Below are 23,370 nucleotides of genomic sequence, written 5' to 3'. Positions count from 1 at the left end.
TGCGAGAAAACACGCGTGTTCAACTCGCCGCTGGGTGGTTGCGAGTGGTGAGCCGATTTCAGACTGCCGCAAGTTTATAGCGATTTGCGCTCCGGCACCCCTATACGCAAATCCACGTATTGCTGCGCCGCACAGTTCGGCCAACCATCGGCTCGTCCAGTCGCGGATCGCTCCGCCAACTCCCCCCAAAAAATACCGCCTTTCAAAAAGGCCGCATCCGGATCGCGGACGGCATTTGCAAGGCGACAATGGCCAACATCAGGAGGTTTCATGTCCTCTGACAAGATGGATGCGGACAAGACCATCGGCGGCGTTCCGTCGCCGCTCCGCCGCAAGCTCCTCCTTGGCATGGCGGCTTTGCCGGCCGTGGCGCTGCTGCCGCGCGGCGCGCTGGCCCAGGCGCTGCCGACCGATGCGGTCAACACCACGAAGCTGGCGGTCACCGACGGCACGGTGAAGGTCGGCATCCTGCATTCCACCACCGGCACCATGGCGATCTCCGAAACCGGCTCGGTGCAGGCCGAAAAGCTGGCCATCGCCCAGATCAACGAAATGGGCGGCGTGCTGGGCCGCAAGATCGAGGTGATCCAGGAGGACGGCGCCAGCGACTGGCCGACCTTCGCCGAGAAGGCGCGCAAGCTGCTGGTCGAGGACAAGGTGGCGGCGGTGTTCGGCTGCTGGACCTCGGCCTCGCGCAAGGCGGTTCTGCCGGTGTTCGAGCAGTATAACGGCATGCTCTATTATCCGACCTTCTATGAGGGGCTGGAGCAGTCGAAGAACGTCATCTACACCGGACAGGAAGCGACGCAGCAGATCCTGGCCGGTCTGGACTGGGTGTCGAATGAGAAGAAGGCCAAGACCTTCTTCCTGATCGGCTCCGATTACATCTGGCCGCGTACCTCCAACAAGATCGCCCGCAAGCACATCGAGATGCACGGGCAGAAGGTGGTCGGCGAGGAGTATTTCCCGCTGGGCCACACCCAGTTCAACTCGGTCATCAACAAGATCAAGCTGACCAAGCCGGACGTGATCTACGCCTCGGTCGTCGGCGGGTCGAACGTCGCCTTCTACAAGCAGTTGAAGGCCGCCGGCATCGACCTGAACAAGCAGACGCTGATGACCATCTCCGTCACCGAGGACGAGATGCTGGGCATCGGCGGCGAGAACATCGCCGGCGCCTATGCCTGCATGAAGTATTTCCAGTCGCTGAAGAATCCGAACAACGAGAAGTTCGTCGCCGCCTTCAAGAAGATGTGGGGCGGGGAAAGCGTCATCGGCGACGTGACCCAGGCCGCCTATCTCGGCCCCTGGCTGTGGAAGCTGACGGCGGAGAAGGCGAAGAGCTTCGACATCGACAAGATCGCCGCCGCCTCCCCCGGCATCGAGTTCACCGGCGCGCCGGAAGGCTATGTCCGTATCCACGAGAACCATCACCTGTGGAGCAAGACCCGCGTCGGCCGCGCCCGCACCGACGGGCAGTTCGACATGGTCTATGAGACCGCCGACCTGATCGAGCCGAACCCGTTCCCGAAGGGCTACCAGTAAGGGGCGGTGGGCGTCGGCTTCGATGCCCCCTCCCCGACCCTCCCCCGCTATCGCGGGAGAGGGGGTGATTTGCGAGGCGGCGGCAGTTCCCTCTCCCTCGAAGAGGGGGAGGGTTAGGGAGGGGGCATTCGCTTCCGCACTCCGCCGCATCACCGCACAGGAGTACCCATCATGTTCGAGGGCTACAGCCTGGCCGAGCTCGGGTCGATCTTTGCCATGCAGGGATTTGCCGGACTCATCCTGTTTTCCGTTTTCGTGCTGATGGCGCTTGGCCTCGCCATCATCTTCGGGCAGATGGGCGTCATCAATATGGCGCACGGGGAATTCATGATCCTCGGCGCCTATGTGACCTATCTCTGCTCGAATTTCATTTCCAGTTACGCGCCGGCGCTTTTCCCGGCTTATTTCTTCATCGCCATGGCGCTGGCCTTCGTCGCCAGCGGGGCGCTGGGCATGCTGGTGGAATGGGGGATGATCCGCTTCCTCTACCGCCGTCCGCTCGACACGCTGCTGGCGACCTGGGGGTTGAGCCTGATCCTGCAGCAGGTCTTTCGTTCCGTCTTTGGCGCGCGCGAGGTCGGCGTGGTGCTGCCCGACTGGCTGATGGGATCGGTCGCCGTCACCGACACCATCGAGGTGCCGATCAACGGCCTGTTCGTCATGGCGCTGACCATGGCTATCACCATCGTGATTTACGCCGTCATGTTCCGTTCGCGCTGGGGACAGGGCGTGCGTGCGGTGATGCAGAACCGGGTGATGGCCGGCGCCGTCGGCATCAACACCGAGAAGGTCGACCGCTACACCTTCGGGCTCGGCTGCGGCATCGCCGGGGTGGCCGGCAGCGCCTTCACCATGGTGGGCTCCACCGGCCCGACATCGGGCCAGCTCTACATCGTCGACACTTTCCTGGTGGTGGTGTTCGGCGGCGCCCAGAGCCTGATCGGCACCATCGCGTCCGCCTTCACCATCAGCCAGGCGCAGTCGACGATGGAGTTCTTCCTCAGTGGTTCGACCGCCAAGGTCCTGACCCTGCTGACCGTCGTCGTGATCCTGATGCTGCGCCCGCAGGGCCTGTTCGTCCTCAAAGTCCGCCGCTGAGGAGACAATCACCATGACGCGCACCCCTCAAAGCAACCTTCTCGGGCGCAGTTTCTGGCGCATCGACGGCGACATCGCGGGCATCCTGCTGCTGGCCGCCCTGCTGGTGATCGTCCTGCCGCTCGGCCTCGACATCTTCCGGCTGAACATGGTCGGCAAATACCTGACCTATGCCTTCGTGGCGCTCGGCCTCGTGCTGTGCTGGGGCAGCGCCGGCATCCTGTCGCTGGGGCAGGGCATCTTCTTCGGAATCGGCGGCTATTGCATGGCGATGTTCCTGAAGCTGGAGGCCTCCAGCCCCGAAGCGACCAAGATCCAGTCCACGCCGGGCATCCCCGATTTCATGGACTGGAACCAGCTGAAGGCGCTGCCCTGGTTCTGGGAGCCGTTCCACAGCCTATCCTTCTCCATCGTCGCGGTGGTGGCGGTCCCGGCGGTGCTGGCCTTCGTTGTCGGGCTGGCGATGTTCAAGCGGCGGGTCGGCGGCGTCTATTTCGCCATCATCACCCAGGCCTTCGCCGCCATCCTGACCATCCTGATCGTCGGCCAGCAGGGCTACACCGGCGGCATCAACGGCATCACCGACCTGCGAACGCTGAAGGGGTGGGACATCCGCACCGACGAGGCGAAGCTGGTGCTGTATTTCGTCAACGCCGCTCTGCTGATCGGCTGCCTGCTGCTGTGCCTCTACGTCCGCCGCTCCAAGCTGGGCCGCATCCTGGTGGCGCTGCGCGACAAGGAGGACCGGGTCCGCTTCTCCGGCTACGACGTCGCCAACTTCAAGATCTTCGTCTTCTGCTTCGCCGCGGCGCTGTCGGCGGTTGGCGGGGCGATGTTCACGCTGCAGGTCGGCTTCATGTCGCCGTCCTTCGTCGGCATCGTGCCGTCGATCGAGATGGTGATCTATTGCGCCGTCGGCGGGCGGCTGTCGCTTCTGGGCGCGGTGTACGGCACGCTGCTGGTCAATTGGGCCAAGACGATGCTGTCGGAAAGCTTTCCGGAGCTGTGGCTGTTCGCCATGGGCGCGCTATTCATCGGCGTGGTGATGGTGTTCCCCAACGGGCTGGCCGGCCTCTACCAGCAATTCATCGCCCCACATCTGCGCCGGCTGACCGCCCGCCGGTCGGACGGAGCCGCCGCCGGCGCGCCGATCATCCCGCCCCACACCGCCGCCGACTGAGGAGGGACGGATCCCATGGCAAACCCCACCGATTACCTGCTGGCGGTCGAAGGGCTGACCGTGTCCTTCGACGGGTTCAAGGCGGTCAACGACCTGTCCTTCTACGTCGACAGCAACGAAATCCACGTCATCATCGGCCCGAACGGTGCCGGCAAGACCACGGTGCTCGACCTCATCTGCGGGCGGACCAAGGCGTCCGGCGGCTCCATCAAGTTCCGCAATCGGGAACTGACGGCAATGAAGGAGCACCAGATCGTCAAGGCCGGCGTCGGGCGCAAGTTCCAGAACCCGTCGATCTACGACGACCTGACGGTGTTCGAGAATCTGGAGATCTCCTACCCGCGTGGCCGCACGGTGTTCGGCGCGCTCGCCTTCAAACGCGATGCCGCGGTGCGCGACCGAGTGGGGGAGATCGCCGAGATGATCTTCCTGGCCGACCATCTCGACCAGCGCGCCGAGTATCTCAGCCACGGGCAGAAGCAGTGGCTGGAGATCGGCATGCTGCTGATCCAGGACCCCGAACTGCTGATGCTGGACGAGCCGGTGGCCGGCATGAGCGTCAACGAGCGCAAGAAGACCGCCGAACTGCTGAACCGCATCATTCGGAACCGCTCGGTGCTGGTGATCGAGCACGACATGAAGTTCGTCGAGGACATCGCCCACCGCGTCACCGTGCTGCACCAGGGCAGGATCCTGTCGGAAGGCAGCATGGAGCGGGTGAAGACCGATCCCAAGGTCGTCGAAGTCTATCTGGGCCATTGAGCGGGGGATCAACAGATGCTGTCCGTCAATCAACTCCGCGTGTCCTACGGCGAGAGCGAGGTCCTGCACGGGCTGGACTTCACGGTCGCTCCCAATGAGATCGTCGCCATCATGGGCCGCAACGGCATGGGCAAGACCACGCTGATGAAGTCGCTGATGGGGATCGTGCCGGCGCGCTCCGGCGCCATCCGCATCGGCGAGAGCGAGATCACCAGCCTGAAAAGCTACGAGCGGGTGGCGAAGGGCGTCGCCTATGTGCCGCAGGGCCGCATGATCTTCCCGACCATGACGGTGCAGGAGAACATAGAGACCGGCCTGACCGTGCATGGCGGGCGCAGTGTTCCCGGCGATCTCTACGAGCTGTTCCCGGTGCTGCTGGAGATGAAGGGCCGGCGTGGCGGCAACCTGTCGGGCGGCCAGCAGCAGCAGCTCGCCATCGCCCGCGCGCTGGCGACCAAGCCCAAGGTTCTGCTGCTGGACGAGCCGACCGAAGGCATCCAGCCGTCGATCATCCGTGAGATGGCCCGCACGCTCCGCCGCATTCGCGACGAGAAGGGGCTGAGCATCATCGTGTCGGAACAGGTGCTGAGCTTCGCGCTCGACATCGCCGACCGGGTGCTGGTGATCGAGAACGGCGAGATCGTCCACGAGGACAGCCGCGGCGCCATCGACGAGGCCAAGGTCGCCCGGCTGCTGTCGGTGTGATGCGCCGCTACTCCCACTCCCTTGAAATCAGTCCACAAAAAGGAAGAGCAACCCATGGCTGACACCCTGATCAAGGTCGATCTGTCACAGACTCCCTATGAAAACGACATGATCCACAACCGCTGGCACCCGGATATCCCGATGGCGGTGACGGTGAAGCCGGGCGATGATTTCATCCTGGAATGCTACGACTGGACCGGCGGCCAGATCAAAAACGACGACGATGCCGCCGACGTGCGCGACGTCGACCTCAGCCAGGTGCATTTCCTCAGCGGTCCGGTCGGGGTCGAGGGGGCGGAGCCGGGCGACCTGCTGGTCGTCGACCTGCTGGACATCGGCGCCTTCCCGCAGCAGCAATGGGGCTTCAACGGCTTCTTTTCCAAGCAGAATGGCGGCGGCTTCCTGACCGAGCATTTCCCGCTGGCCCAGAAATCTATTTGGGATTTCGAAGGCATGTTCACCAAGTCGCGCCATATTCCCGGCGTGCGCTTTGCCGGGCTGATCCACCCCGGCCTGATCGGCTGCCTGCCGTCGCACGACCTGCTTGCCAAGTGGAACAAGCGCGAGCAGGCGCTGATCGACACCGACCCGACCCGCGTGCCCGGCCTCGCCAACCCGCCCTATGCGCCGACCGCCCATATGGGCCGGCTGAAGGGCGATGCCCGCGACAAGGCGGCGGCGGAGGGCGCCCGCACCGTGCCGCCGCGCGAGCATGGCGGCAACTGCGATATCAAGGATTTGTCGCGCGGCTCGCGCATCTATTTCCCGGTCTATGTGAAGGGTGCCGGCCTGTCGATGGGCGACCTGCATTTCAGCCAGGGCGACGGCGAGATCACCTTCTGCGGCGCCATCGAGATGGCGGGCTGGGCGCATCTGAAGGTGAACCTGATCAAGGACGGCATGGCGAAATACGGCATCAAGAACCCGATTTTCAAGCCGAGCCCGATCGTCCCGACCTACAACGACTATCTGATCTTCGAGGGCATCTCGGTCGACGAGGCGGGCGAGCAGCATTATCTCGACGTCCATGTCGCCTATCGCCAAGCCTGCCTGAACGCCATCGAATATCTGAAGAAGTTCGGCTATTCCGGCGCCCAGGCCTATTCGATCCTCGGCACGGCACCGGTGCAGGGCCACATCAGCGGCGTCGTCGATGTGCCCAACGCTTGCGCCACCCTGTTCCTGCCGACGCAGATCTTCGACTTCGACATCAGCCCGAACGCCGACGGGCCGACGAAGTTCATCAGCGGCGACATCGACATGCCCATCGCACCGGACCGCGTGTAACCGCCAGAGGAAGGAGGCCACGCCATGCCGATGTACGACTATGAATGCCCGACATGCGGCGACTTCACCGAAATGCGGCCGATGGCGGAAAGCAGCCTGCCGCAACCCTGCCCCTGGTGCGAGACTCCGTCGCGGCGGGTGATCCGCATGGCGCCGGCCTTCTCCACCCTGTCGGCCGCGACCCGGGCGGCGCATTCCACCAACGAACGCAGCGCCGACCGGCCGAAACTGTTGTCGGAGGTTGGGCCGGCGCACAAGCACGGCCCCGGCTGTGGGTGTTGCGGCGGTGGCAAGAAGGGGCGGTCGGTGCAGCGGACCGCGGACGGTGCCAAGGGCTTCCCCACCGCAAGGCCATGGATGATCAGCCACTGACGCATCGGGGCGGTGAAGCCGAAGCGCGCCGGTCGAAAAGACGGCCATGAAGAACGGGTTGGAACCGGGCGACGCTCCCACACGGCGTCGCCCGGTTCCAGCCCGTTTTTTCTCCTGCAGGCTTTTGCTGTATGATGCATCATAGTGATGCGGGGGATGGGCGAAGTCCAGCTCCGGCCGCACCGCGTTTCCATATCCGACATCACCGCGCAGGAGAGTTTCCAATGCCGTCATCCCCGCTGCCGATCTCGTCCGTTGCTGTTCTTGGCTGCGGGCTGATCGGGCAGAGCTGGTCGGCGCTGTTTCTGGCCCATGGGCTGGATGTGGTCGCCTGGGATCCCGACGGCGGCGTGCTGGCCGCCCTGCCGGAACGCGTGGAGCCCCTGCTCGGGCAATTGCGGGCGCTCGGGGCCACGGCGGACCGGCCGGGCCGCCTGGCCGTCGCGTCATCGGTCGCCGAGGCTGTCCGGGGCGCCGCGTGGATTCAGGAGAACGCGCCCGAGAAGACCGCCATCAAGCATGCGCTCTATGCCGAGGTCGAGGCTGCGGCTGCGCCCGACGCGGTGATCGCCAGCAGCACCTCTTCGCTGACCTGGACCGATCTGGCGGCGGGCGTGGCGCGGCGTGACCGTTTCATCACGGCCCATCCCTTCAATCCGCCGCATCTGATGCCGCTGGTCGAACTGTTCGCCGGCGATGCGGAGACGCTGGGCCGGGCCGAGACCTTCTACCGCGGCATCGGCCGCGTGACGGTGGCGCTGAAGAAGGATGCGGTGGGCCACATCGCCAACCGTCTGGCCTCCGCCCTGTGGCGTGAGGCGGTGAACATCGTCGCGGAGGGCATCGCCGATGTCGCCGACGTCGATGCCGCGCTCGTGCATGGTCCCGGCCTGCGCTGGTCGGTGATCGGCGCCCACATGGCCTATCACCTGGGCGGCGGGCCCGGCGGCATCGCCCATTACCTCGACCATCTCGGGCCGAGCCAGGAACGGCGCTGGGCGACTCTCGGTACCCCGAGCCTGACGCCAGAAGTCTGCCGGCTGCTTGTCGACGGCATCGCACGGGAAGCCGCCGGCCGCTCCGTCGCCACGCTGGAGGTCGAGCGCGACCGCGGGCTGATGCTGGCCCTGGCCGCCCGGCGGAAGGCCGGGGAGGGAGAGAGCGCATGACTGCGGAGACGACCATCCGCGCCCGGATGGCGGGGCCCCTCGCCCCGCACTGGAGAGCGGCCCCGCCACCGGTCACGCCACCCGCTTTTCGCGGAAGGCTTCGATGGTGCGCATAACGCCGCGCAGTTCGGCCAGACCCTTCAAACGCCCGACGAAGGAATAGCCGGGGTTCATCGTCTGTCCGATGTCGTCGCCCAGCAGATGGCCGTGGTCGGGGCGCATCGGGATCTGGGCGTCGGCACGGCCGATCTCCTTGCGGCGGGCCTCCTCGTCGATCATCGCCGCGGCCACGCCGATCAGGTCGGTGTCGCCGCCGAGATGGTCGGCCTCGTAGAAGGAGCCGTCGGGCTCGTGCGTGGTGTTGCGCAGATGGACGAAATGGATGCGCGGGGCGAACTCCTTCGCCATCGCCACCAGATCGTTCTTCGGGTTGGACCCGAAGGAGCCCGTGCACAGGGTCAGGCCACAGGCCTCCTGCGGTACGGCGTCGAACAGCGCCCGGACATCCTCGGCGGTGGACATGACGCGCGGCAACCCGAAGATGGGGAAGGACGGGTCGTCGGGGTGGATGCACAGCCGCACCCCCTCTTCCTCGGCGACCGGCGTGATCTCGCGCAGGAACTCGATCAGGTTGGCGCGCAGATCCTCCACGCCGATCTCCTGGTAAAGCTCCAGCATGCCGCGGAAGCTGTCGCGGTCATAAGCGAAGTCGCGGGCCGGCAGCCAGTCGATCAGGTTGCGTTCCAATTCGGCGACCTGCTCCACCGTCATCGCCTCGAACCGCGCCTTGGCGGCGGCGATGTGGGCGGGGTCGTAGCTGGCCTCCGCATTGCGGCGCTTGAGCACGAACAGGTCGTAGGCGGCGAAATCGACGCTGTCGTAGCGCAACGCATAGCCACCGTTCGGCAGCCGGTGCATCAGGTTGGTCCGGCTCCAGTCGGTGATGACCATGAAGTTGTAGCAGATCACCGGGATGCCGGCGCGGGCTACATTGCGGATCGACTGCTTGTAATTGTCGATCTTGGTGCGGAAGTCGCCGGTGCGGGTCTTGATCTCCTCGCCGACGCCGATGCTTTCCACCACCGCCCAGGTCAGGCCGGCGGCCTCGATCATGGCGCGACGCTTCTGGATTTCCTCAGGCGTCCAGACGCTGCCCTGATTCATGTGGTGCAGCGCCGTGACGATGCCGGTCGCACCGGCCTGACGGGCCTTTTCCAGAGTGACGGGATCGTCTGGGCCGAACCAGCGCCAGGTTTCCTGCATGATGGGGTCCTTTCAAATTCGGGTGCGTTGGCGGGGTTGATGGCCGCCGAAAGTCATGGGGTGGCGAGGAAGGCGGTCAGCGTCTGCTGCACACCTGCGTTCATCAGGCTGTCCAGATGGCGGACGACCTCATTGCGGAAGGCGGTTTCGGCCACCAGTTCGGGTGCGAAGATGTCCTCGATGGCGAACAGGGCCGCCGCCAGCGCGCCGGCATCGCCGCTGTTGGCGCGGGCGACGCGGGTCAGCACCGCCGCCATCGGGTCGGCGACCGTGTAGGTGTTGCCGGCCTCGTCCTTTTCCAGCAGGAAGCGCATCCAGGCGGCGACGGCCAGCGGGATCACCGCCGGTGCCTTGCCGGCGGCGAACAGCTCTCGCGCTGGCTCCAGCAGGCGCGGCGGCAGCTTCTGCGAGCCGTCGGAGGAGATCTGGATGGTGCGGTGACGGATGCCGGGATTGCGGAAACGCGCCTCCAGCGCCTCGGTGTAGGCGGGGATGTCGGTTCCCGGCACCGGCGGCAGCGTCGGGATGAGGTCGAATTTCCACAGACGGCGCATGACGGCCGGCAACTGCGGGTCGGCCATGGCGTCGGCGATGGTCTCGATCCCGGCGATCACCGACAGGTAGGCCAGCAGCGAATGGGCACCGTTCAGGCAGCGCAGCTTCATCAGCTCGAACGGGTGGACGTCCTCGACCAGGATGGCACCGGCCTTTTCCCAGGCCGGGCGGCCGAGCGGAAAGCGGTCCTCGATCACCCACTGCTTGAACGGCTCGCTCACCACCGGCCATGCATCGGCGCAGCCGGTCGCTTCCTCCACCGTGGCGCGGTCGGCGTCCTGGGTGGCTGGGGTGATGCGGTCGACCATCGTGCAGGGGAAGCTGACCTGCCCGGCGATGTAGGCGGCAAGCTCCGGATCGCGCAACTCGGCATAGCGCACGACGATGCCGCGCACCTTGATGCCGTTCTGGGCGAGGTTGTCGCAGACCAGCACGGTGAATGGCGGCACCCCGGCGGCGCGGCGGCGGCGGATCGCTTCCGCCAGCAGGCCGGGGACGCTGCGCGGGTTGGCGGGGTCGGCAAGGTCGGCGCGGATCAGCGGATGCGCTTCGTCCAGCGAACCGGTGGCGGCGTCCTGGCAATAGCCCTTTTCCGTGACCGTCAGGGTGACGATCCGGATTTCCGGCTTCGCCATCAGGGCCAGCACCTCGTCCAGCTGGTCGTCGGTCGCCAGCGCGTCGAGGAAAGAGCCGACAACGCGCAGCCGGTCGCGGTTCTCCTCGCGCACCAGCAGGGTGTAGAGGCAATCCTGCGGCTTCAGCGCGTCGCGGATCGCCGGGGAAAGCGGATCGACGCCGACGATGCCCCAGCTCCGGTCGCCGGTCGCCAGCACGTCGTCGGTGTAGGTGGCGAGATGGGCGCGGCAGAAGGCGCCGAGGCCGATATGGACGATGCCCGGCGTCACCGCGGCGCGGTCGTAGGCGGGACGCTCGATGGCCGGGGCCAAGCGGTCGAGGTTGTCGGTGGATAGGCGGGTTCGTGAAGGACGGGCCGCCAGCAGGGCGGTGTTCGCGTCGGGCATGATGGGCTCCGGTTCGCGGCGGTCGCTGCGGTCCCCCTGTCCGCTGCCCCTGGGGGCAGTGCGGGTGGCCGGTGCACCGTCATTCGGTAAGACTATCGGTCGCTGGTGAGGACTCCGGGGCGGGGCGCCCCGGAGTGGCGAGGCGGAGTGGACGGAAAGATCAGACCTCGATCCCGGCCGGGGTCTTGCCCGATCCGGTTTTCGGCAGGATCAGATGCATGATCGCCAGACCGACGAGGTAGAGCACCGACGCGATGCCGAACAGCACCTGATAGTTGCCGTTGGTGGCGTCCAGCAGGCGGCCGACGCCCATCGACACGAACATGCCGACGAAATAGGCGCAGAAGCCGCCGATGCCGACCACCGATCCCACCGCGTTGCGCGGCATGGTGTCGGACACGATGGTGTAGACGTTGGCCGAATAGCCCTGATGGGCGGAGGCGGCGATGCCGATCAGCAGAACGGCCAGCCACATGTTGGACACGGTCGAGGCGAAGAACACCGGCAGCACGCACAGGCCGCAGACCAGGAAGGTCAGCTTGCGGGCGCGCAGTGGCTTCACGCCGCGCTTGATCAGGTGGGAGGAGAACCAGCCGCCGCCGATGCTGCCGAAATCGGCCATGGTGTAGATGATGATCAGCGGCAGCATCGCTCCGAACAGGTTGACGCCATACTGCTTGTTCAGGAAGCCGGGAACCCAGTTCAGGTAGAACCACCAGACGGGTGCCGAGAAGCAGGTGCCGGCGATGTTCGCCCAAGTGCCGCGATAGGTCAGCAGCTTGATCCAGGGAATGTTCTCCTGCGGCTCGACGGGATCGCTGCGGATATAGGCCAGTTCCTCGGCCGTCAGCTTCGGATGCTCCTCCGGCTTGCGGTAGATCAGCAGCCAGGCGATGACCCAGAAGAAGCCGATGCCGCCGGTGACCAGGAAGGCCGCCTGCCAGCCATAGAGGGCGAGCAGGATCGGCACCAGGATCGGCGCCACGACCGCGCCGACGTTGGAGCCGGCGTTGAAGATGCCGGTGGCGAGCGCCCGTTCCTTGGCCGGGAACCACTCCGACACCGCCTTGATCGAGGCCGGGAAATTGCCGCCTTCGGTCAGGCCGAGGCCGGCGCGCGCCACCTTGAAGCCAAGGACGCTGCCCATCAGGGCATGGATGCAGGCGAAGAAGCTCCAGCCGGCGACGGCCGCCGGCAGGCCGATGCGGATGCCGACCTTGTCCATCAGCCGGCCGCAGCCGACATAGCCGAAGGCGTAGGCCAGCGAGAAGGCGGCGACGATGTCGCCATAGTCGGACTCGGTCCAGCCCATGTCGCCCATCAGCGTGGACTTCAACAGGCCCAGCACCTGCCGGTCCATATAGTTGATGGTGGTCGAGAAGAAGAGCAGGCCGCAGATGGTCCAACGGTAGCGGCCGATGGTCTTGCTTACCGTGACCGCCGCTTTGCCCGCCGCTTTGCCGAAGCCGCCGGCTTTACGGGCCGGTTCCGCCGACTGGCCGGGTGGGGCGTCGGCAATAGTCTGTTCGCTCATGATTGGCATCTCCAGCCAGGACGCACGCCGCCGCCGGTCACTGCGCAGGATCTGCGCACCGGATTCGGTCCAAATACCGTGGCCCAATGGTTCGGGCGCACCGGTGGACAAGTGCGGGAACCGGGTATCCAGGTTTCCCGCGGCACCACCGGGCGGCGGTCGCACGTTTCAGCACTGTCTCCTGGAGCAGTCCGGCCATCGTCGGGAGCGGTGCCGCTTCGGGACCGTTCGTGGCGTTGCATACTACCATTCCAGTTGCTGGTATGGTAGTTGCGCGCCCGGCTGACGGTCAACCGTGGCGTCTGCGGCATTTCGTCAGGTAAGGTCCCGCACGCCATCCGTGACGATGTCGATCAGCCTTTCCGCCAGAGGATCGAGCGTCGCATCCTTCCGGTAGATCGCGAGGCTTATCGAGGGAAGCGGAGGTAGGCCGTGGGTCCCTTCCTCCAACACGCGGACGCCGGACGACAGGCCGATTGACGTTCGGAGGGTGAGTCCCAGCCCTGCTTCAACGCCGGCCCATAATCCCGAAAGGCTGGGGCTTGTCAGCGTGATGCGCCATGCGCGGCCGGCACGGTCGAGCGCAGCCGTGCCGACGCCCCGGAACCAGCAGCCGTCATCAAATGATACCAGCGGCAGCGCTCCGTCCTCGGATGTTGGCATCGCCATGCCGGCGCCGGGCGCGATCCAGCGGACGGGAAGAGTGGCGATATCCGTCTTGAACGGCGCCGCCGATCCGTTGTCCCAGGCGAGGGCGAAATCCAGTTGTCCCCGCGCCACCCGGTCGAGCAGGTCGTTGTTGCGGCCGACGCGCGCCTCGATACGGACCTTGGGATGCGCGCGGGCAAAGCGGCCGAGCGCCGCCGGCAATAGCTTTTCCGCGAAATCCTCCTGCATGCCGACCCGCAGCCACCCTTCCGACGTCATGCCGTGAAGAGCGGTGACTGCTTCGTCATTGAGGTCGAGCAGGCGCCGGGCGTAGGCGAGCATGGTCTCCCCCGCCTCGGTCAGGGCAAGGCCACGACCCGCCTTGCGGAAGATCGCCATGCCGGCCTGTTCCTCGAGCTTCCTGATCTGTGCGCTCACCGCCGAGGTCGAGCGGCCCAGCCGGTCCGCGGCCTTGGCAAAACTGCCGAGGTCCATGCCTGTGACGAAGCTGCGCAGCACGTCGAGATCGAAGATCACTTTGCTCACGGCCAACAATCCTGATTTTCGGGATCGACTGTATAGATAATCCTGATTATCAGAATGATTGTGACGCGGTATCAGCAAGGAGGCAAGCACAAGCGACATCGAGGCTTCCGGACATGACGACGACCAGTGACGAACGGGCCCGACGGGCCTCATTGAGAGATATCGGCGACAATGGCGCCGGCAGGGATTCCACCGACAAGGCCACCGGCAAGGACCCCCATCGCTGGAAGGTGCTGGGGGTCGGCGTGGCCGCCAACGGCAGCTTTGCCGCGGCCTTGACGGGACTTCCGGCGACGGCCGTTTCCATGCGGGCCGATTACGGGCTGGCGGCGACCGATCTGGGGCTGGTGATCGGGGCCATGGGGCTGGGGGTCGCCGTCAGCGAATTGCTGTGGGGGATGCTGACCGACCGCTGGGGCGACCGCAAGGTGCTGCTGACGGGGCTCGGCCTGACCGGTTTGGTGCTGGCGCTCATGGCGCTGCTGCTATCGCCGGTGCCGGGCCGCATTCCGTCCACCACGCTCCTCGCAGGCGCCTTCCTGATGGTCGGCATGATCGGCGGCAGCCTGAACGGGTCGAGCGGGCGGGCGGTCATGGCATGGTTCGGTGAAGGCGAGCGGGGTTTCGCCATGAGTGTCCGGCAGATGGCTTTGCCAGCCGGCGGTGCCGCCGGGGCGCTGATTCTTCCGCCGCTCGCCGACGGCGTCGGATTCCAGGGAGTCTACGGCACGCTGGCGGCGCTCTGCCTCGCCACCACGGGGTTCGTGTGGCTGTGGGTGAGCGAACCTCCTGAGATGGCGGCCACGATGCCGGCAGGGACCGCTTCGCAGATGTCTGGAAAGGGACCGCTGCACAACGGGCAGGTTTGGAAAACGGTCTTCGGCGTCGGCGCGCTGTGCATTCCGCAGGTGGCGGTCGTCACTTTCGCGGCGATCTTTCTGAACGATGTCGGTCATCTCGGCACCGCCGCGGTGAGCGCCAGCATCGTGACGATTCAGCTTGGCGCGGCCGTCGTCCGCGTGTGGAGCGGCCATTTCACGGACCGTCACCGCAACCGGCGGCCGTTCCTCAAGGCATGCGCCTTGCTGACGGCCGTCGTCTACTGCGTGCTGGCCGGCTTCGTCGCGATCGACACCGCACTGCCGCAGTCCGGCGGAGCGCTTGTGGCGGCGGTGGTCGTCGCCCTGGTCGCCGGCGGGATCGTCGCGTCCAGCTGGCACGGTATCGCCTTCACCGAACTTGCCAGCATCGCGGGCATCGCGCACACCGGCACGGCTCTCGGCCTCGGCAACACCTTTGCCTTCGGCGCCTATTTCCTCGCCCCGATGGCGATCCCTCACGTCCTGGAACGGGCGAACTGGAGCGGGGTGTGGCTGGCGGCGGCCGTGGCTGCGCTGGCGGCCTTCGTCCTGTTCCCGAAGGTGGCGCCAGCGGCAGTACGCTGAAAAGCCGGAGCGAACGGCGCAATCACGGGCGACGCATGGTCACCACGAGAACGTCACGGAAGGCGGGCCGGTCCGGGTCGGCTGGCTCCACCGGCGTCACGCCATGGAACACCCGCGCGTCGTTCAGCACCGCCGACTCCAGCGGATGGCGCAGGGTGAAGCTTCCCAGCGGTCGGCCATCGAGGTCGTGGATCGTCGTGGTGCCGCTTGCGATGTTCTCGCGCCGGATCAGCATCACCAGGACCCAGTCGACACCGTCCCGATGCATGCCTTCGGGGGTCGGTTGGGCGGCCTCGCCCGCGCGCGCCTCGATGCGGAACTGATGAACCTCCGTGTGCCAGACGTCGGGACGGACGTCCGGCGGCGTCAACGGATCGAACAGGGCGAAGCTGGTCGCCAGGATCGCACGCAGGGCGGGGTGGGCCGCGATCCCGTCGGTGACCGGCTCGAACCAGCGTTCGATCCCGCCGTTCAGCGGATTGTAATCGCGGCTCTGGTAATGGGGCTGGTGCGGCTTGCGCCGGATATCCCCGGCCGAAAGGGCAAAGGCGGCATGGCGCCGCCGCCGGTAACGGCCGCCGTCCGCCATGTAGAGGTCGAGGCCCAGGTCGTCCCAGCTGCTGCTGAAACCGTCCCAATCCGCCATGCCGGCCTCGCCGAGCAGAACCTGCATGTCGGGTGCCGCGATGAAGGAGAAGCCGCTCGACGCGATCCCGTCCCGCATCCGTTGCATCAGCATATCCATGTCACCTCCCTGTCGCCGGCCTTGCAGCCCTGGCGAAACCTCAATTCGCATAGTGTCCGCCCAGGGTCTCGGACAGCCGGCGGCCGGCGGCCAGCAACAGGGGCGCCATCACCGCCACGCGTTCCTCGGTGAAGCGGGTCAGCGGACCCGACAGGGTCAGGGCGCCGATCAGCCCCTCCCGCTGGGAAAAGACCGGCACGGCGGCGGCCCCGGTTTCCGACTCGCGCTCGCCGAAGGAGCGCAGGGGAAGGGCGGCGAAATCGGCCGCCGACACCGTTCCGGCGAAGCGGGTGAGCACATGGCCGGCCGCCCCCCGATCCAGGGGCAGGCGGTCGCCTTCGTGGACATGGTCACGGATCGCCTGGGTCGAATCCTCGCGGAACGCGCAGATGCGCCACGCCCCTTCGCGCCGGAAGAACGACGCGCTTTCCCCGCTTTCCCGCATCAGTTGGCGCAGCACCGGCCGGACATGATCCTCCAGCCGCAGCGAGCGCTGGTAGAGCCCCCCCAGCCGCATCAGTTCCGGGCCGAGCCGATAGGACTTGTCCTGGTGGCGGACGAGATAGCCGGCCTTCTCCAGCGACACGGTCAGCCGCAGGATGGTGCTTTTATAAAGACCGGTCCGCGCAGCGATCTCCGTCAAACTCAGGGCGTGATCGCCCGCCTGGAAGCAGCCGACGATGCTCAGCGCCCGGTCGACGGACTCCACCCCGCCGGAGGATGTGGTCGTCGTGTTGGCCTTCGCGTCGGTCATATCGCGTCCTTCATTGGCAGACGGGGCGTCATTGGCAGATGGGCCATGGGCATCTCCGGCGCGCATTTTTCCCCGACACCACCATCGTACGTCAAGGACGGCCGGTACAAGGCCCTGGCTGAAAAAAGTGGGGAGGCGAATGGTTAGGACTTGACGCATTTGGCGCACCTATGTTCTCTTAGATGAAACACGGTTCTATCTAACAGAACTTTTGCGAGGCCGAGGGTGGAACGCTACAAGCTGTTCATCGACGGGGACTGGTGCGATCCGGTTTCCAACGAGTGGTATGAGACGACGGAGCCCTTTTCGGGGCGGGCCTGGGCGGAGATCCCGCGCGGCATGCAGGCCGATGCCGACCGCGCGGTGGATGCGGCGCACCGCGCCTTCCTGTCGCCGGACTGGGCCGGGCTGACCGCGACCCAGCGCGGCGCCCTGCTGCGCCGGCTGGCCGAGCTGATCGAGGCCAATGTCGACCGGCTGGGCGCCATCGAGCAGCGCGACAACGGCAAGCTGATGGCCGAGGTCAGCGGGCAGGTGCGGAACGTCGCCCAGTGGTTCCATTATTATGCCGGGCTGGCCGACAAGGTTCAGGGCGCCGTCGTGCCGATCAACAAGGCCGATGTCTTCAACTATGTGAAGTACGAGCCGCTCGGCGTCGTCGTCGCCATTACGCCGTGGAACTCGCCGCTGGCGCTGACCACCTGGAAGATGGCCCCGGCGCTGGCGGCCGGGAACACCATCGTCATCAAGCCGTCGGAATACACCTCCGCCTCCATCCTGGAGCTGGCGAAGCTGGCGCATGAGGCGGGTTTCCCGCGCGGCGTCGTGAATGTCGTCACCGGTTTCGGCGCGGAGGTGGGCGAGCCGCTGGTGCGTCATCCGCTGACCGCCAAGATCGCCTTCACCGGCGGCGACATCGGCGGCCAGCGCGTCAACGAGGCCGCGGCGCCGGGCCTGAAGAAGGTGACGCTGGAACTGGGCGGCAAGTCGCCGAACATCGTCTTCGACGACGCCGATCTCGACCAGGCGGTGAAGGGCGCGATCTCCGGCGTGTTCGGCGCCTCGGGCCAGACCTGCATGGCCGGCTCGCGCCTGCTGGTCCAGAAATCCATCCACGACGCCTTCGTCGAGAAGCTGGTCGCGGCGGCAGCCGAGGCGCGCATCGGCGACCCGTCGAAGATGGACACGCAGATCGGCCCTATCGCCACCCGTCCGCAATGGGAGAAGATCCTGCGGATGATCGCCATGGCGAAGGAGGAGGGCGCGGTCTGCGCGCTCGGCGGCCATGCCCTGTCGGGACCGGAATACGGCCAGGGGCAGTTCGTGGCGCCGACCATCTTCACGCAGGTGCGCAACGACATGCGCATCGCCCAGGAGGAGGTGTTCGGCCCGGTCCTCTGCGTCATACCGTTCGAGGACGAGGACGATGCGCTGCGCATCGCCAACGACGTCGAGTTCGGTCTGGCGGCCGGCGTCTGGACGCGCGACCTTCACCGCGCGATGTACTGCGTCGACCGGCTGCGCGCCGGGACGGTGTGGGTGAACAACTACCGCTCGACCAGTTTCACCACGCCCTTCGGCGGCTACAAGCGTTCCGGCCTCGGCCGCGAGGGCGGAGTGGAGGCGATCAAGGAATATCTCCAGACCAAAAGTGTCTGGATCACCACCAAACCCAACCGCGCCAACCCCTTCGTGCTCGGCTGAGGCCGGGCCTGCGAAGGGAGTCCTCCGGGAGCATTCCCATGTCCGAAGCGACCATCGACAGCGCCACCGGCTGGTGGCGGACATCGATCATCGACATCCATCCGGGCTCGATCCGGGTGCGCGGCTACGCCATCGAGGAATTGATCGGCACGATCGGCTTCCCCGACATGGTCTGGCTGATGCTGCGCGGCGAGCTGCCGACACCGGCGCAGGGCCGGCTGCTGGGTGCAGCACTGGTGGCGGCGGTGGACCACGGGCCGCAGGCACCGTCCATCGCCACCGCCCGCATGGCCGCCACCTGCGGCGTCGGGCTGAACAACGCCATGGCCTCCGGCATCAACGCGCTGGGCGACGTCCATGGCGGTGCCGGCCAGCAATGCATGGAACTGTACGCCGCCGTCGCCGCCCGCCTGGCCGATCACATGGCGGACGGCATGTCCGTGGCCGGGGCGGCGGAGAGCGAGATCGCCGCCCGGCTTGAGCGGCGCGAGCATATCCCCGGCTTCGGCCACCGCTTCCACCCCGTCGATCCCCGCGCCGGCCGGCTGCTGGCCCTGGTCGATGCGGCGAGAGGGGAGGGCGCCGTGACCGGAGAGGCCGCCGCCATCGGCCGCGCGGTGGAGGATGCGCTGGCCGCGCGCAAGGGCAGGCGGCTGCCGATGAACATCGACGGCGCCACCGCCGTGGTCTTCGCCGAACTCGGTTTCCCGGCCGGTCTCGGGCGCGGGCTGTTCGTGCTGTCGCGCTCGGTCGGCATCCTGGCGCACGCCTGGGAGCAGTCGCAGCAGGGCGGCCGCATCAAGGGACCGATGCCGCCGTCCATTCCCTACCGCTACGACGGGGCGTCCCCGCGTCCGGTTGCAGGAGAGGACGCATGACCGCCCAACCCCTCGACAAAAAGCTCCCCCTGGCCGGCGTCAAGATCCTCGATTTCGGCCACACGGTGATGGGCCCGTCCTGCGCGATGATCCTCGCCGACCTCGGCGCCGACGTGGTGAAGATCGAGCCGGTGCCCAACGGCGAGCCGACCCGTCATCTCAAGGGCTTCGGCACCGGCTATTTCGGCTATTTCAACCGCAACAAGCGCTCGGTCGCCGTCGATCTGAAGACGGCGGAAGGCCGTGACATCGCGCGCCGTCTGGTCGCCGAGGCGGACGTGCTGGTGGAGAATTTCGCCCCCGGCACGATGGAACGGCTGGGGCTGGGTGCCGAGGCGCTGGCCCGCGTCAACCCGCGCCTGATCTATGCCAGCCTGAAGGGATTCCTCGACGGCCCCTATGCCGGCCGCCTCGCGCTGGACGAGGTGGTGCAGATGATGACCGGCCTCGCCTATATGACCGGACCGAGCGGCCGGCCGCTGCGGGCGGGCACCTCGGTCGTGGACATCACCGGCGGCATGTTCGCGGTCATCGCCATCCTGGTTGCACTGCGCGAGCGTGAGCGGACCGGCAAGGGCCAGACCATCGAAACCGCGCTGTTCGAGACCACGGTTTTCCTGATGGGGCAGCATCTCTGCTACGCCGCCCAGTCGGATGGGCCGATCCCGCCGATGCCGGAGCGCGTGTCGGCCTGGGCGGTCTACGAGACCTTCCGCACCGCCGACGGGCGGCCGATCTTCGTCGGCATCACCACCGACAGCCATTGGGAGCGCTTCTGCGCCGTCATCGACCGGCCGGACCTGCGCGACGATCCGGATTTCCGCACCAACAACGACCGCATCGCCGCCCGGCCGCGCCTGCTGCCGCTGATGACCGGTCTGTTCGGCAGCCTGTCGATGGACGAGGCGGTGTCGGTGTGCGAGCGCGCCCGCATTCCCTTCGCACCGATCGCCCGGCCCGAGGATCTGTTCGAGGATCCGCATCTGCGGGCGACCGGTGGGCTGATGCCGACCACCCTGCCCAACGGGGTGCGGACCGCTCTGCCGCGGCTGCCGATCCATGTGGCGGACGCCGATCTGGCGATCCGCCGCGATCCGCCGCGCGTCGGGCAGGATACGCGCGCGGTGCTGGCCGAACTCGGTTACGGTCCGGCGGCGATCGAGCAGCTGACGGAGGCTGGAATCGTGGTGGCCGACAGCGAACCCGGCAGCGACCGGGAACGTCTCGCAGGATGATGCGGGACAGGTCGGAAGATCAATGAAATGACGGAGGAAACACGGATGTCTGATTACGCCATCAGCGATCTGGTCATCGTCGGCTGCGGCATCGCCGGGCTTTCGGCGGCGGTGACGGCGCTGCAGGCCGGCCTGTCGGTCACCCTGCTGGAGCGGGCACCCGAGGAGGATTTCGGCGGCAACTCACGCTGGACCGAAGCCTATATGCGGATGAAGAACGATTCCGAGATCGCCGACGATTTCGAGGAGCATTTCGCCGCCAACGCCGGGCTGAACATCGACCCCAACGTGCTGGCCGCCGCCTCCGAACCGTACGAGCATTGGCCGGACTATGTGAAGGCCCACCCCTTCCCCGATCCGGAGGTGATCTCCCGCTTCGCCGAGCGGGTGCCGCCGACCATCGCCTGGTTGAAGGGCTTCGGCCTGCGGTTCGAACCGCAGCCCATCTATCTGCTGACCCAGAACACCCAGCGCATTGCCGCGCAGGGCGGCGGCCTCGCGCTGATCGAGCGCCTGATGGCGGAGGCGAAGGCACTGGGCGCCCGCGTGCTCTACCGCACCACCGCGCTGGAGCTGCTGCGCGACGACCAGGGCCGCATCGGCGGCGTCTATGCCACCGGGACCGACGGCCTGCGCGTCGCCATCCGCGGCCGTTCGACGATCCTGGCGTCGGGCGGCTATCAGGGCAATCCGGAGATGATGACCCGCTACATGGGCCAGCGCGCCAAGCATGTGCGGCCGGTGGCGCGTGGCGGCTACTACAACCGCGGCGAGGGCATCCGGATGGCGCTCGACGCCGGGGCGGCGGCGGCCGGCGATTTCGGCTCCTACCATGCCGAACCGGTCGATCCGCGGTCGCGCCAGCCGGAAGCGGTGATCTTCATCTGGCCCTATGGCGTGCTGGTCAACAAGCGCGGCGAGCGCTTCCTCGACGAGGCGCCGGGCACCGCCGACGCGACCTATGACGCCATCACCCGTGTCGTCGCCGACCAGCCGGAGGGGATCGCCTATGTCCTGTTCGACGATCAGGTGGAGGACATCCCGCGCTGGCGCGCCAGCATCCGCAGCGACGTGCCGGCCATCGAGGCGCCGACGCTGGACGCGCTGATCGACAAGCTGGGTCTGCCGCCGGAGGCAACGATGGCGACGGTCGCCGCCTACAACGCCGCCTGTCCGGCCGATGCCTCCCGCTTCGACCCGACGCGGGTGGACGGTCTGGCGACCATCGGTCTGAACCCGGCCAAGACCAACTGGGCGCGCCCGCTGACCAAGGGTCCGTTCCGCGCCTTCCCCATCGTCTCGGCCAACTGCTTCACCTTCGGCGGATTGAAGGTGGACGTCGATGCCCGCGTGCTGGACGGCAATGGCCAACCGATGCCGGGACTCTATGCGGCGGGCGAGACGGTCGGCCTTTACCACCAGGTCTACACCGGCTCGACCTCGGTCCTGCGCGGCGCCGTGTTCGGCCGGCTGGCCGCCCAGCATGCCGCCGCGTCGAGGGACGCCGGCTGAGCGTCCATAAAGCCGACCATCCATAAAAATACCCTAGGGAGGAACTGATGAACCGTTACGCCGTGACGGCGGCCGTCGCCGCCTGCCTGTTCGCCCATACCGTGTCCCAGCCGGCGCTCGCGCAAAGTGCCGCCTACAGCGACGGAAAGATCAAGATCGGCGTCCTGACCGATCTGTCGGGCCAGTTGTCCGACAGCACCGGGCAAGGCTCGATCACCGCCGCGCAGATGGCGGTGGAGGACTTCGGCGGCTCCGTCAATGGCACGCCCGTCGAACTGATCTTCGCCGACCACCAGAACAAGGCCGACGTCGGTGCCTCGACGGCACGGCGCTGGTACGATGTCGATCAGGTCGACGCCATCATGGACGTGCCGAACTCCGCCGTGGCGCTGGCGGTGCAGCAGATCACCAAGGAGAAGAACCGCGTCGCCATCTTCTCCTCGCCCGCCAGTTCGGACCTGACCGGCAAGGCTTGCACGCCGAACGGCATCCATTGGACCTACGACACCTATGCGCTGGCCCATGTGACCGGCGAGGCGGTGGTGGCCTCGGGGCTCGACAGCTGGTACTTCCTGACCTCCGACTATGCCTTCGGCCATGCGCTGGAGCGTGACACCGGCGCCGTCGTCGAAAGCCAGAAGGGCAAGGTGGTGGGAAGCGTGAAGATGCCGGCCAACAATGCCGACTTCTCCTCCTTCCTGCTCCAGGCCCAGGCGTCGCCGGCCAAGGTCGTGGCGCTCGCCACCGCCGGAGCCGACACCCAGAACGCCATCAAGCAGGCGGCGGAATTCGGGCTCGGCCAATCGGGCAAGAACATCGTGGCGTTGCTGCTCGCCATCAGCGAGGTCCATGCGCTGGGCCTGCCGGCGACCCAGGGCATCATGCTGACGACGCCCTTCTACTGGGACATGAACGACGAGACGCGCGCCTTCTCCAAGCGCTTCTTCGAGAAGCGCAAGGCGATGCCGACCTTCTACCAGGCCGGCGTCTACGGCGCCGTCAGCCATTATCTGAAGGCGATCAAGGCCGCCGGGACCGATGCCGCCCCCACCGTCATGAAGACGATGAAGGAAACGCCGGTGAACGACTTCATGACGAAGAACGGCACGGTGCGCGAGGACGGCCGGGTGCTGCGCGACATGTATCTGTTCCAGGTCAAGACCCCGGCCGAGTCCAAGGCGCCCTGGGACTATTACAAGCAGGTCCGCAGCATTCCCGCCGAGCGCGCCTTCCGGCCGCTGTCGGAAAGCGAGTGCCCTCTCGTCAAGAAGATGTGATGGGCGGCGTGCCGCCGGCCGGCCTCAAGACCGGGAGAGGACAGGAATGACCACCCGACCCACCGACGACATCATCCTGGAAGCGCGCAACCTGACGAAGGAGTTCAAGGGGTTCGTGGCGGTTCGGGATGTGA

General features: G+C 66.7%; 20 protein-coding genes. 14 read left to right on the top strand and 6 right to left on the bottom strand.

Annotation, left to right across the window (positions count from 1 at the left end):
- Nucleotides 1-270: 270 nt before the first annotated feature.
- The 8 genes from urtA to FZ029_RS08370 all read left to right on the top strand — a co-directional run bounded on the left by urtA (nucleotide 271) and on the right by FZ029_RS08370 (nucleotide 8,118).
- Nucleotides 271-1,545, top strand: a complete 1,275-nt coding sequence (urtA, locus tag FZ029_RS08405; RefSeq protein WP_149201778.1) for an urea ABC transporter substrate-binding protein — start codon at nucleotides 271-273, stop codon at nucleotides 1,543-1,545.
- A gap of 171 nt (nucleotides 1,546-1,716) precedes the next feature.
- The gene (urtB, locus tag FZ029_RS08400; RefSeq protein WP_149268850.1) at nucleotides 1,717-2,643 is read left to right on the top strand and encodes an urea ABC transporter permease subunit UrtB; all 927 of its coding nucleotides are present in this window, start codon (nucleotides 1,717-1,719) and stop codon (nucleotides 2,641-2,643) included.
- Between the two features lie 13 nt (nucleotides 2,644-2,656).
- Entirely contained in the window at nucleotides 2,657-3,823 is a 1,167-nt protein-coding gene (urtC, locus tag FZ029_RS08395) for an urea ABC transporter permease subunit UrtC (RefSeq protein ID WP_149268849.1), read from the top strand.
- Nucleotides 3,824-3,838: 15 nt separating this feature from the next.
- Nucleotides 3,839-4,585 carry an urea ABC transporter ATP-binding protein UrtD gene (urtD, locus tag FZ029_RS08390; protein ID WP_149268848.1) on the top strand — a complete coding sequence of 249 codons (747 nt, stop codon included), beginning with the start codon at nucleotides 3,839-3,841 and terminating at the stop codon, nucleotides 4,583-4,585.
- 15 nt (nucleotides 4,586-4,600) lie between these two features.
- Nucleotides 4,601-5,290 (top strand): urea ABC transporter ATP-binding subunit UrtE, encoded by a 690-nt coding sequence (urtE, locus tag FZ029_RS08385; protein ID WP_149268847.1) that lies wholly within the window; start codon nucleotides 4,601-4,603, stop codon nucleotides 5,288-5,290.
- Between the two features lie 54 nt (nucleotides 5,291-5,344).
- On the top strand, nucleotides 5,345-6,577 hold the full coding sequence (fmdA, locus tag FZ029_RS08380) for a formamidase (RefSeq protein ID WP_149268846.1): 1,233 nt from the start codon (nucleotides 5,345-5,347) through the stop codon (nucleotides 6,575-6,577).
- Nucleotides 6,578-6,601: 24 nt separating this feature from the next.
- Nucleotides 6,602-6,949, top strand: coding sequence for a zinc ribbon domain-containing protein (locus tag FZ029_RS08375; protein WP_149268845.1), 348 nt, complete (start codon nucleotides 6,602-6,604; stop codon nucleotides 6,947-6,949).
- A gap of 224 nt (nucleotides 6,950-7,173) precedes the next feature.
- Nucleotides 7,174-8,118 carry a 3-hydroxyacyl-CoA dehydrogenase NAD-binding domain-containing protein gene (locus tag FZ029_RS08370; RefSeq protein ID WP_149268844.1) on the top strand — a complete coding sequence of 315 codons (945 nt, stop codon included), beginning with the start codon at nucleotides 7,174-7,176 and terminating at the stop codon, nucleotides 8,116-8,118.
- Nucleotides 8,119-8,190: 72 nt separating this feature from the next.
- On the opposite strand, the gene uxuA is transcribed toward FZ029_RS08370, so the two are convergent.
- The 4 genes from uxuA to FZ029_RS08350 form a co-directional block, all read right to left on the bottom strand.
- On the bottom strand, nucleotides 8,191-9,381 hold the full coding sequence (gene uxuA / locus FZ029_RS08365; protein WP_149268843.1) for a mannonate dehydratase: 1,191 nt from the start codon (nucleotides 9,379-9,381) through the stop codon (nucleotides 8,191-8,193).
- A 53-nt stretch (nucleotides 9,382-9,434) separates the two neighbouring features.
- Nucleotides 9,435-10,958 carry a mannitol dehydrogenase family protein gene (locus tag FZ029_RS08360; protein WP_149268842.1) on the bottom strand — a complete coding sequence of 508 codons (1,524 nt, stop codon included), beginning with the start codon at nucleotides 10,956-10,958 and terminating at the stop codon, nucleotides 9,435-9,437.
- 160 nt (nucleotides 10,959-11,118) lie between these two features.
- Complete coding sequence (locus FZ029_RS08355; protein ID WP_149268841.1) at nucleotides 11,119-12,492, bottom strand: MFS transporter; 1,374 nt, start codon at nucleotides 12,490-12,492, stop codon at nucleotides 11,119-11,121.
- Nucleotides 12,493-12,807: 315 nt separating this feature from the next.
- On the bottom strand, nucleotides 12,808-13,686 hold the full coding sequence (locus FZ029_RS08350; RefSeq protein WP_149268840.1) for a LysR substrate-binding domain-containing protein: 879 nt from the start codon (nucleotides 13,684-13,686) through the stop codon (nucleotides 12,808-12,810).
- Nucleotides 13,687-13,799: 113 nt separating this feature from the next.
- On the opposite strand from FZ029_RS08350, the gene FZ029_RS08345 reads away from it, so the two are divergent.
- Nucleotides 13,800-15,131, top strand: coding sequence for an MFS transporter (locus tag FZ029_RS08345; protein WP_149268839.1), 1,332 nt, complete (start codon nucleotides 13,800-13,802; stop codon nucleotides 15,129-15,131).
- A 22-nt stretch (nucleotides 15,132-15,153) separates the two neighbouring features.
- Here the strand turns inward: FZ029_RS08345 and FZ029_RS08340 are convergent, their stop codons facing one another.
- Nucleotides 15,154-15,876 carry a 2OG-Fe dioxygenase family protein gene (locus tag FZ029_RS08340; RefSeq protein ID WP_247892208.1) on the bottom strand — a complete coding sequence of 241 codons (723 nt, stop codon included), beginning with the start codon at nucleotides 15,874-15,876 and terminating at the stop codon, nucleotides 15,154-15,156.
- A gap of 40 nt (nucleotides 15,877-15,916) precedes the next feature.
- Nucleotides 15,917-16,630: an IclR family transcriptional regulator gene (locus FZ029_RS08335; RefSeq protein WP_174757138.1), complete on the bottom strand. Its 714-nt coding sequence runs from the start codon at nucleotides 16,628-16,630 to the stop codon at nucleotides 15,917-15,919.
- Nucleotides 16,631-16,855: 225 nt separating this feature from the next.
- Here FZ029_RS08335 and FZ029_RS08330 point away from each other — a divergent pair, with 225 nt between their 5' ends.
- From FZ029_RS08330 to FZ029_RS08310, 5 genes are read left to right on the top strand one after another with little or no spacing between them, the layout of a single operon-like run.
- A complete protein-coding gene (locus FZ029_RS08330; protein WP_149268836.1) occupies nucleotides 16,856-18,334 on the top strand; it encodes an aldehyde dehydrogenase in 1,479 nt (492 codons plus the stop codon).
- A 38-nt stretch (nucleotides 18,335-18,372) separates the two neighbouring features.
- The gene (locus FZ029_RS08325) at nucleotides 18,373-19,212 is read left to right on the top strand and encodes a citryl-CoA lyase (RefSeq protein ID WP_149268835.1); all 840 of its coding nucleotides are present in this window, start codon (nucleotides 18,373-18,375) and stop codon (nucleotides 19,210-19,212) included.
- Nucleotides 19,209-20,447, top strand: coding sequence for a CoA transferase (locus tag FZ029_RS08320; protein ID WP_149268834.1), 1,239 nt, complete (start codon nucleotides 19,209-19,211; stop codon nucleotides 20,445-20,447). Before FZ029_RS08325 ends, FZ029_RS08320 begins: the two co-directional genes overlap by 4 nt.
- 45 nt (nucleotides 20,448-20,492) lie before the next feature.
- Nucleotides 20,493-21,959, top strand: coding sequence for an FAD-dependent oxidoreductase (locus FZ029_RS08315; RefSeq protein ID WP_149268833.1), 1,467 nt, complete (start codon nucleotides 20,493-20,495; stop codon nucleotides 21,957-21,959).
- A 47-nt stretch (nucleotides 21,960-22,006) separates the two neighbouring features.
- Nucleotides 22,007-23,236, top strand: a complete 1,230-nt coding sequence (locus FZ029_RS08310; protein WP_149268832.1) for an ABC transporter substrate-binding protein — start codon at nucleotides 22,007-22,009, stop codon at nucleotides 23,234-23,236.
- The last annotated feature ends 134 nt before the right edge of the window (nucleotides 23,237-23,370 follow it).

It is taken from the genome of Azospirillum sp. Sh1 (genome assembly GCF_008365135.1).
GTDB lineage: Bacteria > Pseudomonadota > Alphaproteobacteria > Azospirillales > Azospirillaceae > Azospirillum > Azospirillum oryzae.
The sequence above is the reverse complement of the archived record's forward strand: the minus strand, read 5'-3'. Positions and strand labels throughout refer to the sequence as shown.